Source organism: Waterburya agarophytonicola KI4 (assembly GCF_020640915.1).
In the GTDB taxonomy this organism is placed as follows: domain Bacteria; phylum Cyanobacteriota; class Cyanobacteriia; order Cyanobacteriales; family Xenococcaceae; genus Waterburya; species Waterburya agarophytonicola.
The window spans coordinates 66508-82797 of the sequence record NZ_JADWDC010000011.1; the positions used below are offsets into that span (position 1 = coordinate 66508).

Here is a 16290-nt window from a genome sequence, read left to right on the forward strand (position 1 = left end):
CACAAAAACAGCTAGATTTATTTTTCCGATTTATAAAGAGACTCTTGAAATTCTCGACCCAGCAAACTTCCGAATTGCGACCAACCCATATTGGGAGATTTGACTAAACTAGACTTGATTCGCGCCAGTTTTTTCCTCAATCCCATTAATTCTTTAGAATTAGGAGGTAAGATTTCGCTGTAAGCTAAAGCTAATTCTTCATTAGTTGCCGTATTAAAATTAACGGATTCTCCAACTGTAATCAGATTGCGAACGATAGGCAACATATTATTTTTTCCGATTAATTATTTATTCCAATAAAACTAATATCTTGTCAAAATATAGTAATTTTGTACGATGCGTAAGTCCTAAATTATTAGAACTAACAGACAACCAAATTATTCGCTGGTATCGTCCTGGGAGAGGTTTTTATAACCAAACAATGCTCAAAGCGATCGCCAATTTAACCGCTGAAGATGATTACGATCTCCAACTAGTACTCGCTTCGATGATTCCTTTTGATACTTTTGACTCGATTTCCCATCCTTGGTTAACTGCTATGTATGCCAAACAAATGATTTTCCCTGGGGCTATTTTAGTCTTTCACGCCAATTCAATTCGGGTGGCAAATAATACGGCAGTCGCACTTAAAACAATTTTAGAAGATTTGAGACAAAAAAATTACCGTGTCGTTACCTTGAGCGAGCTTTTTGATTAGTTATGCGTCATTCGTGACAAAGTACTTTGGAATACCTTGTCACAAATGACTATTAGTCATGAAGTACTTCTCTGGCTAGATGCGATCGCTAAAAAAATATGCAAGATTATGCACAAGTATATAATTTTGTATTATTTAATGAATATCAGAATCCGAGCGACTTTTAAGCTTCTACAAGAAGCATTTAAAGAATGGCAAGAAGATAAAGTTTCCTTATTGGCAGCAGCACTAGCATACTATACAGTCTTTTCAATTACACCTTTGTTAGTGATTGTGATCGCAATTGCAGGGGCGGTTTTTGGTCAAGATGCAGCCCAAGGAGAAATTGTCGCTCAAATCAATAATTTAGTTGGCGATCAAGGAGCAAAAGCAATTGAAACAGCTTTAGCCAATGCAGATCGACCACAATTAAGCGGTGTTGCTTCGATAATCAGTGTAGTCATTCTACTCATTGGTGCTTCTGGAGTATTTGCTCAACTTCAAGAAGCATTAAATACAGTCTGGGATGTGAAAGTAAAACCTGGTGCGGGTATCGGAGAATTTATTCGCAAACGATTGCTATCTTTCGGCATGGTATTAGTAATTGGTTTTTTATTACTAGTGTCTTTAGTCCTCAGTGCAATGTTATCGGGAATTGGAAAGCTAGAAATCAATCTGCTTCCAGGATTAACTCCTATTTGGCAATTACTTAACTTTGCTATTTCCTTCGGCTTTATCTCTTTACTGTTTGCCTTGATTTATTATTATCTTCCCGATGTCAAAATTCGTTGGAAAGATGTTTGGGTAGGAGCAATTATCACTGCCATACTGTTTACAACAGGTAAATTCTTCATCGGTTTATATCTAGGTAGAGGTAGCTTTGGTTCTGCTTATGGTGCTGCTGGATCTCTAATTGTCTTTTTAGCTTGGGTGTTTTATTCGGCTCAAATTCTCCTATTTGGAGCAGAATTTACTCAAGTATACGCTCGTAAATACGGCCAAAAGATTCGTCCAGATAGTCATGCCGAAGCGAGCAAATCCTTTTAAAACCTCAATCTCTTATCTAACTTAATAGGTATATCTCAGGTAAGAGTTACAAATAAAATATTCTTTCTTCTTACAGATGCGCGATCGCCAATTTAATTGGTCTAATGAAGATGAAGTTATTTGAAGTAAAATTTTATGCCTAACTTAAATATTGGATTGACCGAAGAACAGCGTCACGGGGTAATTGAACTATTAAACAGAGACTTAGCAGATCAATATTTACTAATTATTAAAACCAAAAAATATCACTGGGATGTTATTGGGCCTCAGTTCCGCACTCTACACACACTTTGGGAAGAACATTACAACGCTATCACTTTAAATATTGATGCCACAGCAGAAAGAGTCCGCCAATTAGGTGGCTATCCCCTCGGCACAGCAGCAGGATTTATAGAATATGGTTCTCTCAAAGAACATCCCAACGATCTTCCCTCCGCCAACGAAATGGTGGCTCGTTTGGTACAGGATCACGAACAAGTTATTCGCAACTTGAGAGAAGACATTGATAAGTGTGGCGAACAGTTCCACGACGAAGGTACTGCTGACTTCTTAACAGGGCTAATGGAACAGCATGAAGAAATGGCCTGGATGTTACGTTCTTTCCTTGAAGGAGAAGGTTTGGATAGTAGTGGTAATCTAACTGGAACAGAAACCAAACCCGCAGTAAATGTCTAATCAGAAAAAATAAACACTCCCCAAAAATACTATAAACAAAATTTAGTTAAAGAAAAGTTTAATCAAATGGCAGAAGAATACAAAGCAGAACGTACCATTACCGCAGTATTAAAAGAAGAACAACAAGTAGATAAGGTAGTTCGTCGTCTGATCGATCGCGGTGTACCCTCAGATCATATTTCCCTGATGGGTCAAAATTTCGAGTCCAAAACCCGTATTGCTGGCTTTATTTCTAAGAAAGATGTAATTCTGGGTGGTTTGCGTACTGGGGCGGTATTCGGCTCTTTATTCGGCTCTCTTCTCAGTTTGTTTACTGGTATGGGAGTGCTGTTTATCCCCTTCCTTGGTTCGGTAGTCGCAGCGGGACCCATCACTTCGGTACTATTGGGAGCAGCCTCTGGGGCGATCGCAGGTAGTGCTGGTGCGGGGTTAGCCTCTGCCTTAGCCACCTTGGGTATGCCCAAGGAAAAGGCAGCAGTTTATGAAACTCGCGTCAAAGCAGGAGAATTCTTATTAATGGCAGAAGTTCCCGCCGATAAGTCTGGAGAATATCAACTATTAATTGAAAGTGCAGGGGGTGAAGAAATTCACGTCAACGAATCTACCTTACCTCGTCCTTGCACTGGCAGATGTAATGGAGTCGATGACCTATCTCCCGAAATACGCTCTCATTTATCAGAAGCAGCCCAGCAAGACTTTATCGCCAGCTACAACAAAGTTTTAGATGAAACTAACGATGAAACTAAAGCAGAACAACAAGCTTGGACAGAAATTAAAGATAAGTATGATGAAGACGACAATGGCATTTGGTCAAAAGAAAAAGTAACCACTTAATTTCGTTTACCTACTTAACTAACAAGTAAGCTCAAACCCTCGTTAATCAACTTTGAGAAAGACGCTGAACGGGTGCGCCACCAAGAATGCCATCCGTTTCGGCTAATAACTTGGGTATCTCTTTTTTATAAGGACTCGCAGACAGACAAGAATTAAAATCTAGTTGGGCAACATTATTCGCTTTATTTCCAGGAAACCAGTGACCGCCGTTTGTTAATAGGTTATATCTTGCTTGACCGTATTCAATCATGTCATAAGCGAGAGCTAAATTACGCAACCATAAAATAACTTGAATATTGACATTATTCGGGGTGTCTTCATGGCTTGGTAGCCCTTTTTGCCAATTTTCCAACCAGTCTTTACCTAACACGGCGATCGCTGCCTGTTCCAGACGTTCTAAAATAGGCGGTAATATTCGATCCGCTCGATCTAATAAAGACAGTACCTTGAGATGCTCGTCAAAATCTGATGGTTTAGATGCACCCAAACTGAGGGTATGGACTTCAGGATGGGAAAGACAAAACAAATCGTTAAACACCATCGGACTGAGAGGCTGACACAACTCGACTAATTTTGGCGGAGGGTTATAAAGATGTCCCCCTTTGTCGGAAGGAGAAATAATAAATACGCCCATGTCATGTCTCTTGGCTGCTTCTATTGCCGACCAATTCCATTGATTGATGTAATACCAATGGAGATTTACATAATCAAATTCTCCCGTTTCGATCGCTTTAGTGATGATTTTGGTCGATCCGTGGGTAGAAAAACCTATATGACGGACTTTTCCTTCTGCTTGTAATTTTCTCGCCTCATCCAAGCATCCTCCAGGGCGCACGCTATTATGCAATGTCTCTTCGTTATTAATACCGTGTAGCCCCAAAAGATCGACGTATTCCAATTGGCAAAAGTTAAGAGATTGCTGGAATTGACGGCGAAATTCTAAAGGATCGCTTTTGGGAGATACTTTGGTTTGAAAGATTAATTTCTCTCTAGGTAAATGAGGTAATACTTGCCCTAACTGCATTTCTGAACTACCATAACCCCTGGCTGTCTCGATATGATTGATGCCCAAGTCAAAAGCTCGATGTATTGTGGCTTCTAGGTTGTGTTGATTAGCTTCGGGTATTTCAGATTGGGGCAAATCCTGCCACTTATATTGATACCGCATACCTCCACAGGAAAAAACGGGCATCTGTAATTCTGTACGACCAAATCGCCGATATTGCATAATCAAACTAGTATCTTTCTTTTATTTTTACGTTTTCAACCAAGATAATCAAGATAAACCATTTATGAAAATACTTTTAGTTGATGATGAAATCGAATTAAGCGATCCTTTGAGTCGAATTTTATTACAAGAAGGATATCAGGTAGACATTGCCGATAATGGTGCGGTAGGAATGGAATTGGCATTAAAAAGTCAATACGATCTGTTGGTTTTAGATTGGATGTTGCCAGGAAAATCAGGATTGGAAATCTGTCGCGAAGTGCGATCGCATTCTATCGATACGCCAGTATTATTTCTCACTGCCAAAGATACTATAGACGATCGCGTTGATGGTTTGGATGCGGGGGCGGATGACTATCTGGTCAAGCCTTTTGAATTAAGAGAATTATTAGCTAGAGTGAGGGCTTTATTGCGTCGTAATAGTTCTGAAACTAATATAAGCGATCGCTTAAAAGTTGCTGATTTGGAGTTAGATGTGGAAAATCAGCTAGCTTATCGTAGAGGGAAGGCGATCGATCTTTCAGAGAAGGAGGTTAAGTTATTAACTTATTTTATGCAGCATCGCGATCAACTTTTGACCCACGAGGAGATCTATAGTTATTTATGGCAAGCAGAAGAACAACCGAGTAGTAATGTTTTGGCTGCTTTGGTACGTTTGTTACGACGCAAGGTTGAAATTAAGGGCGAAGCTCAATTAATTCATACTGTATATGGCAAAGGTTATCGTCTTGGCAATTCATAGAATCAATTACGATAGTGAAGCGTAAAACCGTCCCAATTTATTGAACGGATCTTTTTTCAGTTGAGAGAGTATTTCTGTGTCTATTTTTTTTTCTTCAAAATGAGAATTACTGGCGTTTAACAAAATATATGTCGTTTTTGAGGTTTACCAAGCACATATATTCTTCAAATAGAAGCTTTTCCATGTACTATATTTTACTCCGCCAAGCAATTTAGGGTGATACTGGATTTACTTTGATTACATAAATTATTAATATCAAACCTAAAACATAGAAGGTCAATTGTAACTTCAATAGCGACCGAAAATAATTTTTATTAATCTATCTCAATCAAAGAGCTTTTTACCATGAATGAAGAAAATGGCATCAACATAAATAATCCTGGGGGAATTATCTATGTCAACCAAAACGCCACAGGAAATAACAACGGAACATCCTGGGATAATGCCTATACAGACTTACAATCAGCCATAGCAGCATCTCAAACAGAAGACCAAATCTGGGTAGCAGCAGGGACTTATTTACCTACTACTGATGGCGATCGGGATGTATCTTTTACGATTAAAACAGGTACTGAAGTCTATGGTGGTTTTGCAGGAGGCGAAACCGAATTATCTCAACGAGACTGGATTAACAATCAAGTAATCCTCAGCGGTAATATTGGTAATCCAGGAGATCGCTCTGACAATAGCTATCACGTCGTTAATATTTCAGATACCTCCTTCTTTACTATTTTTGATGGTTTTACCATTACTGACGGACAAGCCGATGTTAGAAGTCGTAGCGAAGGAGGTGGTATTTACTCTGATGGAGGCACTAATGCCGAATTGAGAAACCTGATTGTTGCCAATAATTTTGCTCTTAATAATGGTGGAGGAGCGAGTTTTTCATCCTCTAACGTAAATTTGAGTAATGTGGCTTTTTTCAATAACAATGCCAATGATAATGGTGGTGGATTCTATTCCGCTAATTCTACAGGAGAAATTACCAATTCCCTTTTCGTTAATAATCGAGCAGATTATGGTGGGGCGATCGCGAATAACTTTTTCAATCGGGATACTTCTAATCTGAGTATTACCAATAGTACCTTTGCGGAAAACCAAGCCGATATCGCATCAGCAGTTGGCACTTTCAATATATCGGGTGGAGATGGGATTGAGATCGACAACAGTATTGTCGGACAGAATCCTGTTGGAAGTGGTGAAGCAATCGTAATTGAAGACGATTTGATAACCATCAATCAAAGTATTGTCCAGGGTGGTTTTGATGGTGCGGGACAAGGAATTATTGATGCCGATCCTTTATTTGTCGATCCTGAGAATAATAACTATAGTCTACAAGCAGATTCTCCTGCTGTTGATGGGGGGAACAATGGTGCAATTGAAGGTATTAGTACGGATTTAGTTGGTAATGCCAGAATTGCTAAGGACACCGTCGATCTTGGTGCTTATGAGTTTGTTCTCACGGAAGAAGATCTTAACAATAACCCCGATACTCCTCCTGAAAATAATCCCGACACTCCCCCTGAGAATAACCCCGATCCTGAAAATGGTGACGATGTTTTAGAAGGAGATATTGTCTATCGCTTTTTCAATACTGATGTGGGCGTACATTTCTACACTACATCAGAAGCCGAAAGGGATAACGTTGCAGAAAATTTACCTCAATACAATTTTGAAGGTGGTTCGTATATTTCTGCTCCCGAATCCGACTCTTTGACGGGGGTTGCACCTGTCTATCGCTTTTTCAATACTAATACGGGAGTTCATCTTTATACTATTTCCGAAGTCGAGCGAGATAGTATTTCTGCCAACCTACCCAACTATCAATTAGAGGGAGTGGCATATTATGGTTATACCGAAGCACAAGAAAATACCACTCCTTTATATCGCTTTTATAACCCAATTATTGACGCTCACTTCTATACCCCTTCGGCAGAAGAAAGAGATAGTGTCCTCGCAAACTTACCAGACTATCAACTAGAAAGTAATGGCGGAATTGGTTTCTATGTCGAACCCTTAGTAGGAGCAAGCAATCCTATCGTACCACCTCCATCAGATCCCATTACACCACCAAGGGAAATTCCTGCTGATTCGTCAGTATCAGCCGAGTTTGGCGAGATTTTAAATAGCTTAATAGCTTAATTTCTTAAAATCTTTTTCTACGGTCAAAGCGATCGCTTTTTAGTTTTATGTTAAGCGATCGCGAGATGCCTAATTTCTAAAATATTTACATAGAGTACTGACTGTACAAAAAAGCAACAAGCTTTAGAAGCGATGCGAGATAAATTAAGTCGCTTGTGGAAAGAAAATGAAGAATAAAGACTGAACAATTAAAATTCTAGAATTACAGGAGTATGATCGCTGGGTTTTTCTAATTTTCTCGGTTCGGGATCGATCCAGCATTTAATTGCTTGTTGGTATAGTTTATCTGTTAAATAATGGTGATCTATACGCCAGCCACGATTGCGAATAAAACCACCAGCACGATAATCCCACCAACTAAAATGTCCTTCTTCTGGGTTGAATTTACGAAAAACATCTTGAAAACCTAATGCCAATACTTTGTTCAAAGCTTCTCTTTCTACAGGGGAAGACATGATATGTTTTTCCCTATTTTTGGCAGTATATATATCCTTATCTTCTAGAGCAATATTAAAATCTCCACAGACAGATATTTCTCGTTTTTCAGTTTGCAGTTTTTGGAGATATTGACCGAGCAACTCTAACCAGCTTAATTTATATTCATATTTATCGCTACCGAGAGATGAGCCATTAGGAACATAGAGATTAACAATGCGAACGCCATCTAAAATACCGCTAATCACTCGCTTTTGTTCGTCAAAATCTGCTGCAATATCACCAATAATAGGACTAAAACCGCAGCTAACTTTTTCTAGAGGTTTCAAGCTAAAAATAGCTACGCCATTATAGGACTTTTGACCAGATATATATAATTTATAACCCAAATCTTCAAAAGGCGATCGCGGAAATTGATGGTCTTGAACCTTGGTTTCTTGCAAACAAAGCACATCTACCTGATGTTGTTGTAGCCAGTCAATGACAATTTGCTGACGACTCCGAATTGAATTAACGTTCCAAGTAGCTACTCTCAATGCCTAAAATCCTTACTATAATTAATGCTTCAGATATTAATTATGCAATGAAACCCGAAGCATCTACCCTCAAAGTTTTTGTTTATGGCACTCTAAAACCAGGAGAAGCCAATTATTCTCATTATTGCAATGGTTATGTAGAATCTCAAACGATCGCTTATACCAAAGGTATTTTATATGCTTTACCTATTGGTTATCCTGCAATGGTAGAGGGGAATAATAAAGTAAGAGGAATATTATTAACCTGCAAAAATTCTGATATTTTGGCTAGTTTAGATCGACTAGAAGGCTATCAACCCCAAAGAAAATCTGGCTTAAATGAATATTATCGACTCTTAGTTTCAGTTTATAGTTTAGAGGATCAATTGATAGATTTAGCCTGGGCTTATTTTATGACTCCAGAAAAAATCAGAGAATACAAAGGAATCTTAGTCGAATCAAATTGGTGGACGAGTTTTTAATAACTAATAACTAATAACTAATAACTAATAACTAATAACTATTATGACTAAGAAACAAATTGAATATCTGGTACGAGGGGATCTTTGACAATTCCAAAACCTGCATAACTCCAACGTAACATCAAACTCTTTAACTGGGTGGGAGATGCTGTTTCCACAGTCAAGAGATCGCCATATTCTTTTCCGTGGGTGTTAATATAACTTAGAGCATCATAATCTTGCTGGAATACGAGCAAATAGCTAGCCTCAATTCCGCTTTTTTCTGGCAGACGAGCAACTAAATATTTTCCATCTTTTCTAGAACGAATTAAATAATTAACTTGTAATAACATTGCTTGCTCCTTTTACTTTTCTGATTCTTTGTTCCTCTTTACTTATTTAAGATCTTCTAGTTTAATCCTGGGATCGACTGTTTTCAAAAGTAAATCAGCTAGTAAATTGCCTACAATCAGCATAGCTGCACCCATCATCAGGCTAGCCATCACGAGATATTTATCTTGAGCAGTCACCGCCTGGAGAGTCAAAGTCCCCAAACCTGGCCAATTAAAGAAGAATTCAGCAATAAATGAACCACCAAGCAAACTAGCAAATTCAAAACCCAAGAGAGTTATTAGAGGGTTGATGGCATTTCTGAGAGCGTGGACGTAGATAACTTTATCCTCCGACAAACCCTTCGCTCTTGCTGTTTGAATATAGTCTTGACGTAAGACATCTAATAATTGCCCCCTGGTTAGGCGTTGCAGCCCAGCAAAACTGGTTATACTAAGAGCGATGGTAGGTAAAACCATATGCCAACCAATATCGAGTATTTTGCCGAATATAGATAGTTCGTCGTGGTTAATGCTAGTCATCCCACCTACAGGAAATAGAGGGGACAAAAATTGAGCAATAATCAAGAAAATCAGCGCAGTAATAAAACTAGGAAAACCTTGACCAAAATAACTCAGCACTCGCAAAACTTTATCGATGGGAGTATTTTGCTTAACTGCACTCAACATCCCTAAAGGAATTGCGATCGCCCAAGTTAAAATAAAAGAAGATAGTGCCAGTAAAAGGGTTGCAGGAATTCTTTCTTTTAGTAAGGAAGATACAGAACGAAAATAAACAAAACTCTCGCCAAAATCAAACCTAGTGACAATACGCCATAGCCAACAAAAATATTGAACTATGGGGGGTCGATCCAAACCAAACTGTTGGGTTAATTCGGCAATTCTTTCTGGGGTTATCTGAGGATTTTCTTTCAAGGTATCGAGATAGTCACCAGGGGCTAACTCGACGATAAAAAAGCATAGTGCCGATGCCAAAATTAAAGTTAACGCACCTTGAGAAATTCTTTTAACTACATATAGAGTGGTATCACTCCTCAAAATATTTTGTAGGGCAGATAGGGGTGATTGAGCCACAACATCATTACTTTGAGTCATTTTTTACGAGGATGAAAAATAAGGTACGAGGAATTTTAAAAAGCAAATAGCTAACAGTACTGTTCTCGATTTCATGCCTTGAATCAACAACATCTTTAAGCAATATAGGCAGCTAGTAAGAATAAGCTATCTACCAAAATTGTACTTAATACTGCTCCAGCGAATGCCCACCAGTGTAACTCGGTTTTCTTTAAAGACCACAAACTGACAGCTAATAATATATTTACTAAGACAACCGCCCAGCTAATACCCCAAGGAGTTTGTACTTCTGCTAGGGCAGATTTTAAGATTGGTGCAGCCAAAGCTGGATCGACATCTACCGTCATTAGCTTGCGCCAGTATGGAATGACATTAGCAAGATAAAAATATAAGTCAGTAATAGCCGTACCCAAAAGTGAGCCGAGATAAAAGAAATTTCCAATCTTGCCCCATCCTTTCCACAAGCACCAAAGAGCAAAAGGCAAACCAATCGCCTCAATGGGTATATGAATTAAAGGTTCGGCTCTCAGCCAACCCCAATAGATTGAGCCAGCCAGCCAACTCCAGCTAAAGCCTAAAATTATGTCTCCCCACAAACGACTTTGGGGACGACGATAAAGAAACCAGCCCAATCCTACCCAAAATAGAGTTAAGACCAAGCTAAATACGGGAAATAACCGCACGATAGGAGCTTGAAAAAATACTGGTACGGATACTAAAAAAGAAGCTGCCAAAAATACTTGCCAAGCTTTACTGCTTTGGCCTTGCTCTAGGGGTAAACCAAGAACAGTCGAGGGAGATGTAGAGGGACAGTTAGAACTAGATGTGGTCACAAGTAAATATTGAAGATGATGGTGATTAGGCAAATAGGGTTCTAATTTTCGTTACTTATCTTTACCTAAGATTAAAATACCACAGTTTTTTATTTGGGGTCTTGAGGACAAAGATAGGTTTCTGACTAAATAATTTTATAGATCGAATGTTAAGATTAATGTCAAATATCGGGATAAGCAAGACAATTTTAATTGATGTGAAGAGGTATGTCTTGAATTTCGATAGCATTGTAAATAGATGAAAATAGGAAACGAGAATAATGTCGATTTATGTTGGTAATCTCAACTATGAGGTTACGCAGGAAGACTTAAATGAAGTCTTTGGAGAATACGGAACGGTTAAGCGCGTACATGTACCTACAGACCGCGAAACAGGGCGCAAACGGGGTTTTGGCTTTGTGGAAATGAACACAGACGAAGAAGAAACGGAAGCGATTAATACCCTAGATGGGGCTGAATGGATGGGACGCACTATCCGAGTAAATAAAGCACGACCAAGAGAATCTAGTAATTCTAATGGTGGTACTCGCAGATTTGCTAATAACTAGTTTCGTTAGGAAAAAAAATTAATCAGAGCAAAAAAATCAATCAAAGTAAATAACTTTTTTGCTCTTTTTTTGATATTTATCAAAAAATATCGGCAATAGTCTTAAGTATATTTTAAGGTTTAGACTATCATGGTTGGAAAAGGATATAAGTCTAATTTAAGCTACTGCGATGCTTTTGACTAAATTTCGCCAATCCCCTTTATGAAAGCAAATAATCAGCAATTGATCAGTGCGATCGCGATTCGCCGTCATATTGGGACGTTAATGCTAGCCCTCTCGGCAATTGTGCTAGGCATTTTTTTTGTATTTCGTCTTCCCGTAGATCTATTACCTCTCATTACCTATCCTCGTATTGGAGTAGTAGTAAATATTCCTGGTGCGTCGCCACAAGTCGCTTTAGAAGAAGTCACCAAGCCTTTGGAAGAAGCCCTAAATGCGACAGAAGGGTTAGAACAAATATTTTCTGAAACTAGAGAAGGTAGAGTCCGTTTAAACCTTTATTTTCGCCCAGGAGATGATATTGATAAGGCTTTGTCTGATGCGACGGCTATATTTAATCGCAATCGAGATAGTTTGCCAGATCTGGTTACTAATGGCAGTTTGTTTAAGTTCGATCCTTCCCAACAGGCGATTTATGAGTTTGCGATCGAATCTGCTGCTTTAGACGATCTTGCACTGAGGGTTTTTGCAGAAGAAGAGTTGAGTCGGGAGTTGAATATTATTCCAGGGGTAGCATCGGTAGATGTAGCAGGAGGGGTTACGGAAGAAATTGGCATAAATGTAGATTTGGAAAGATTACAGGCTGCGGGATTGGGTTTCAATGCCATTACCAATAAATTACAAGAAGGCGATCGCGATTTGGCGGGAGGGAGATTGAGAGGGGAAGCAGGAGATCCGATCATTAGAACCGTCGGACAATGGCAAAATATCGAACAAATTCGTAATTTAAGCCTAGATTTACCCGATCGCAATTTGATCAATTTGTCAGATGTTGCTCGAATTAATGATGGCATTGCCGAACAAACTTTGTTTGTTACCCTCAATGGGAAACCTGCGGTTAAAATCAGCATTCAAAAACAGCCTGACGCTAATAGTATTGAAGTTATTAACCAAATCAAAACTAAAATTGCTTACCTCAAAGAATCTGGCATAATTCCCGATAGCATAACTTTAGTTACTACCAAAGATGAATCGGTATTTATTCGCAGTTCGATCGCTAATGTGATTAGTGCGGGAGGGATGGGTACGGTTTTAGCCGCAGCAGCAGTTTTCTTGTTTTTGGGTTCGTTGCGTCAGACTTTTATTATCGCGATCGCCATTCCTCTGGCGACTTTGATGGCGATTTTATTAATGAAGTTGTTTGCTCTGTCGATTAATATCTTCAGCCTGGGAGGATTAGCTTTAGGGGTAGGAATTGTGGTGGATAATTCCATCGTCATGCTGGAAAATATTGCCGAGAGACACAATAATGTTAACGGAGGCGAATTAGGCAAGAATGGGGCGATCGACAATGCCATTGTTGCTAGTGCAGAAGTAGAATCTGCTTTGATTGCATCCACCATTACTAATTTAGTTTCAGTATTGCCTTTTCTTTTAATGGGTGGTTTATTCTCTCTGTTATTTCGAGAATTAATCTTAACTGTCAGTTTTGCGATCGCAGCATCTCTAATGATCGCCTTAACTGTAGTTCCCATGATGGCTTCACGTCTTTTGAGTATTCCCCAAAGCAGCAAAATAGATAAATTTCCTTTTTTAGTGTGGTTTAATCGTCAATTTATTAAAGTTACTAATCTATATGGCAAAATACTCCGAAAAGTGATTCGCTACCGCATCATTATCATTGTTTTAGTCTTCTCTATTTTAGGCAGTAGTAGCTATCAAATTTGGCAAGATTTACCCCAAGAAATTTTACCTTCCCTCAATACGGGAGAAGCACAACTTTATGCTCGTTTTCCCTCTGGGACAAACTTAGACGATAACCGCCGTGTCATGGAAGCAGCAGAGGAGGTTTTTTTGCGTCAACCAGAAACCGAATATGTCTTTACTTCTACAGGAGGTTTTTTGTTTGGTAGTAGCACTATTGATAACTTGTTGCGTAGTTCTAGTACTATAACTTTAGACACCAATAGCGATCTTGATGCTTATGTAGAAAGAGTCAATCAAGAATTCGATAAGTTCAACCTGGTAGATACTCGCTTGCGCCTTTCTCCCAGTCAGGTTCGGGGTTTGAATCTCAATAATGCCCCTGTAAGTTCCGATCTAGATTTGATCTTACAAGGTAAAAATTATTTGTTATTAGAAGAAACAGGAGAAAAACTCCTCAAAATACTAGACGAAAAAGCAACTCTGGCTAGATATCGGGGAGATGCAGACAGCAAGCAGCCAGAAATCCAAATCCAACCTAACTATACTCGCTTGACAGATTTGGGCTATAGCGTCACAGAATTGGGCAGTACGGTACAAACTGCGGTTAATGGCGCGATCGCATCCCAACTGAGGAGAGAACAACGTCTGATAGATATTAGAGTACAGTTAGATAAAAGCTATCGTCAATCTATCGGACAATTACAACAGCTACCTTTGTTAACCAGCAACAATAATGCGATCGAGTTAAGTGACGTTGCTAAGATCAACTTAGGAGAAGCACCAGGAGAAATCCAACGCATCAACCAGCGTAATGTATTTATTATTGCAGGAAGCCTATCTGAAGGGGCAAGCTTTAACGAAGCAATGGCGGAATTAAAATCTATCATTGCGGAGGCTAATTTACCATCGGGAATTGCAGCATTACCCAGCTATGCAGAAGCATCTAATCAAGAAATACAAACCTCATTAAGAATTATGGGAGGGTTAGCTGTATTTCTAGTCTTTGTGGTGATGGCAATACAATATAACTCTTTAATCGATCCTTTGATTATTATTTTCACCGTACCCTTAGCTTTGGCGGGAGGAGTCTATGGGCTTTATTTTACCGAAACTCCTATTAGTGCGATCGTTTTGGTGGGTACGGTGTTGCTGGTGGGGATAGTAGTTAATAATGCGATCGTCATGGTAGAATTAGCCAATCAAATTCAAGGCGATAAAGGCTTTACCACTGCGATCGTTCTAGCTGCAACTTCTAGACTCCGACCTATATTAATGACTACCATTACTACAGTATTGGGAATGCTTCCCTTAGCACTGGGTATTGGTACGGGTTCTGAATTATTACAACCTTTAGGAATAGTGGTGTTTTTTGGTTTAGGTTTAGCCACTTTTTTAACCTTATTTATTATTCCCTGTTTTTATGTATTGTTACATGGAAAATAAATACTGGTGGTTTGATATAGTAGCTAATCAATCTTATTATTGTTAGTTATTGGCTTGTATTGCAATTGTTTAGTAGAAATTCAAATTATCGGCACTAATACGAGCAGATTCAATACTAATAATGTTTGATATTTCTTCATTCTGTTGAGCAGAGTTAGATGCTTGAATAATTAAAAAGCCAATGATTAAACAATATAACAAGTCGATACCAATTTTATAAAAGTCCTGCATTTTAAAACCTTTGATTATCTCCATGAACTTAATATATATCAGAGATAATACTTAAGTCATATTACCTATAAAAAAATTTCCTAATCTTTATATAACTGGGATTTATTTGAATTAATTATTAAGACACAATCTTAATTCGAGCTACTTTATCGTCATATTTTGTTACATAGTCATCATTTGTTATTAGTTGTCAATAATCAGTCATCACAATGCCTATATATTTATATTGGGGAGAAGACGATTTCGAGATCGCTCAAGCCATAGAAAAATTACAGAACAAAGTTCTAGATCCTAGTTGGTTACAATTCAATTATCAAAAGCTGGATGGCGATCGCACTGAAGCGATAATAGAAGGGTTGAATCAAGCCATGACTCCTGTCTTTGGTGGGGGAGGAAGATTGACATGGTTGGCGGATACTAATCTCTGTCAGCAAAAACCTGCCGATGCTATTATCGATGAGTTAAAACGCACCCTAGAAGTAATTCCCGATACATCTCATTTATTGTTAACTACCAAGAAAAAGCCCGACGGTAGATTGAGTTCTACCAAGCTATTTAATAAATACGCCCAGGTAAAAGATTTTAGTCTGATTCCTCCTTGGAAAACTGATTTAATTGCCAACAAAATCACAGAAATTGCTAGAGAAATACAACTTAAATTAACTCCCAAAGCGATCGCCTTACTCACAGATTCAGTCGGTAATAATACCAGGCAAATCTGGAATGAATTAGCCAAATTAAAAATATATCGAGGAGAAAGCGATAAACCTTTAGACGAAACAGATGTAGTTGGATTAGTACTCTGCAATACCCAAAATAGTCTTAAATTAGCAGCAGCAATTAAAGATGGCAAAGCCGATCAAGCTTTGGGTTTAGTTACTGATCTAATTAACCGTAACGAACCCGCATTAAAAATCGTAGCTACTCTAGTAGGACAATTTCGGACTTGGACGATCGTAAAACTAATGGAAGAAGCAGGAGAAAGAGACAATAAAGCGATCTCTTCTGCTGCGGGAATTAATAATCCCAATCGTCTTTATTTTATCCGCAAAGAAATATATCAAAATACTCCACAACAACTCTTATCGACATTACCCTTGCTTCTAGACTTGGAATATAGCCTGAAAACAGGTTCAGAAGCATTAGTAATCTTGCAAACTAAGATAATAGAACTTTGTCTTTTATTTTAA

The 16290-nt window shown here is 38.6% G+C and carries 17 protein-coding genes; 10 read left to right on the top strand and 7 right to left on the bottom strand.

Translation table 11 applies throughout. The annotated features are described in order from the left end of the window. Window positions 1-17: 17 nt before the first annotated feature. Complete coding sequence (locus I4641_RS06710; protein WP_229639706.1) at window positions 18-266, bottom strand: hypothetical protein; 249 nt, start codon at window positions 264-266, stop codon at window positions 18-20. Window positions 267-310: 44 nt separating this feature from the next. On the opposite strand from I4641_RS06710, the gene I4641_RS06715 reads away from it, so the two are divergent. The 4 genes from I4641_RS06715 to I4641_RS06730 all read left to right on the top strand — a co-directional run bounded on the left by I4641_RS06715 (window position 311) and on the right by I4641_RS06730 (window position 3232). Continuing rightward, on the top strand, window positions 311-697 hold the full coding sequence (locus tag I4641_RS06715; RefSeq protein ID WP_229639707.1) for a polysaccharide deacetylase family protein: 387 nt from the start codon (window positions 311-313) through the stop codon (window positions 695-697). A 138-nt stretch (window positions 698-835) separates the two neighbouring features. Continuing rightward, on the top strand, window positions 836-1723 hold the full coding sequence (locus tag I4641_RS06720; protein ID WP_229639748.1) for a YihY/virulence factor BrkB family protein: 888 nt from the start codon (window positions 836-838) through the stop codon (window positions 1721-1723). 135 nt (window positions 1724-1858) lie between these two features. Beyond that, window positions 1859-2398 (top strand): Dps family protein, encoded by a 540-nt coding sequence (locus tag I4641_RS06725; RefSeq protein WP_229639708.1) that lies wholly within the window; start codon window positions 1859-1861, stop codon window positions 2396-2398. A gap of 66 nt (window positions 2399-2464) precedes the next feature. Then, window positions 2465-3232, top strand: a complete 768-nt coding sequence (locus tag I4641_RS06730; protein ID WP_229639709.1) for a ChaB family protein — start codon at window positions 2465-2467, stop codon at window positions 3230-3232. Between the two features lie 46 nt (window positions 3233-3278). Here I4641_RS06730 and I4641_RS06735 read toward each other — a convergent pair whose 3' ends face one another. Beyond that, complete coding sequence (locus I4641_RS06735; RefSeq protein ID WP_229639710.1) at window positions 3279-4460, bottom strand: aldo/keto reductase; 1182 nt, start codon at window positions 4458-4460, stop codon at window positions 3279-3281. 64 nt (window positions 4461-4524) lie between these two features. Between I4641_RS06735 and rppA the strand changes: the two genes are divergently transcribed. After that, a complete protein-coding gene (rppA, locus tag I4641_RS06740) occupies window positions 4525-5202 on the top strand; it encodes a two-component system response regulator RppA (RefSeq protein ID WP_229639711.1) in 678 nt (225 codons plus the stop codon). A gap of 345 nt (window positions 5203-5547) precedes the next feature. Beyond that, window positions 5548-7344 (top strand): choice-of-anchor Q domain-containing protein, encoded by a 1797-nt coding sequence (locus I4641_RS06745; protein ID WP_229639712.1) that lies wholly within the window; start codon window positions 5548-5550, stop codon window positions 7342-7344. A 188-nt stretch (window positions 7345-7532) separates the two neighbouring features. Here I4641_RS06745 and xth read toward each other — a convergent pair whose 3' ends face one another. After that, window positions 7533-8315, bottom strand: coding sequence for an exodeoxyribonuclease III (gene xth, locus I4641_RS06750; RefSeq protein WP_229639713.1), 783 nt, complete (start codon window positions 8313-8315; stop codon window positions 7533-7535). On the opposite strand from xth, the gene I4641_RS06755 reads away from it, so the two are divergent. Continuing rightward, entirely contained in the window at window positions 8315-8776 is a 462-nt protein-coding gene (locus tag I4641_RS06755; protein ID WP_229639714.1) for a gamma-glutamylcyclotransferase family protein, read from the top strand. The two genes, xth and I4641_RS06755, sit on opposite strands and share 1 nt — an antisense overlap. 47 nt (window positions 8777-8823) lie before the next feature. Here I4641_RS06755 and I4641_RS06760 read toward each other — a convergent pair whose 3' ends face one another. The 3 genes from I4641_RS06760 to I4641_RS06770 all read right to left on the bottom strand — a co-directional run bounded on the left by I4641_RS06760 (window position 8824) and on the right by I4641_RS06770 (window position 11012). After that, window positions 8824-9108, bottom strand: a complete 285-nt coding sequence (locus I4641_RS06760) for a hypothetical protein (protein ID WP_229639715.1) — start codon at window positions 9106-9108, stop codon at window positions 8824-8826. A gap of 42 nt (window positions 9109-9150) precedes the next feature. Further along, the gene (locus I4641_RS06765; RefSeq protein WP_229639716.1) at window positions 9151-10200 is read right to left on the bottom strand and encodes an ABC transporter permease; all 1050 of its coding nucleotides are present in this window, start codon (window positions 10198-10200) and stop codon (window positions 9151-9153) included. 95 nt (window positions 10201-10295) lie between these two features. Next, window positions 10296-11012, bottom strand: a complete 717-nt coding sequence (locus I4641_RS06770) for a DUF3120 domain-containing protein (RefSeq protein ID WP_229639717.1) — start codon at window positions 11010-11012, stop codon at window positions 10296-10298. 260 nt (window positions 11013-11272) lie between these two features. Here I4641_RS06770 and rbp point away from each other — a divergent pair, with 260 nt between their 5' ends. After that, window positions 11273-11560 (top strand): RNA-binding regulator, encoded by a 288-nt coding sequence (gene rbp, locus I4641_RS06775; RefSeq protein ID WP_229639718.1) that lies wholly within the window; start codon window positions 11273-11275, stop codon window positions 11558-11560. A 201-nt stretch (window positions 11561-11761) separates the two neighbouring features. Further along, on the top strand, window positions 11762-14869 hold the full coding sequence (locus I4641_RS06780) for an efflux RND transporter permease subunit (protein WP_229639719.1): 3108 nt from the start codon (window positions 11762-11764) through the stop codon (window positions 14867-14869). Window positions 14870-14938: 69 nt separating this feature from the next. Here the strand turns inward: I4641_RS06780 and I4641_RS06785 are convergent, their stop codons facing one another. Beyond that, window positions 14939-15100 (bottom strand): hypothetical protein, encoded by a 162-nt coding sequence (locus tag I4641_RS06785; protein ID WP_229639720.1) that lies wholly within the window; start codon window positions 15098-15100, stop codon window positions 14939-14941. A gap of 209 nt (window positions 15101-15309) precedes the next feature. On the opposite strand from I4641_RS06785, the gene holA reads away from it, so the two are divergent. Next, window positions 15310-16290: a DNA polymerase III subunit delta gene (gene holA / locus I4641_RS06790; protein ID WP_229639721.1), complete on the top strand. Its 981-nt coding sequence runs from the start codon at window positions 15310-15312 to the stop codon at window positions 16288-16290.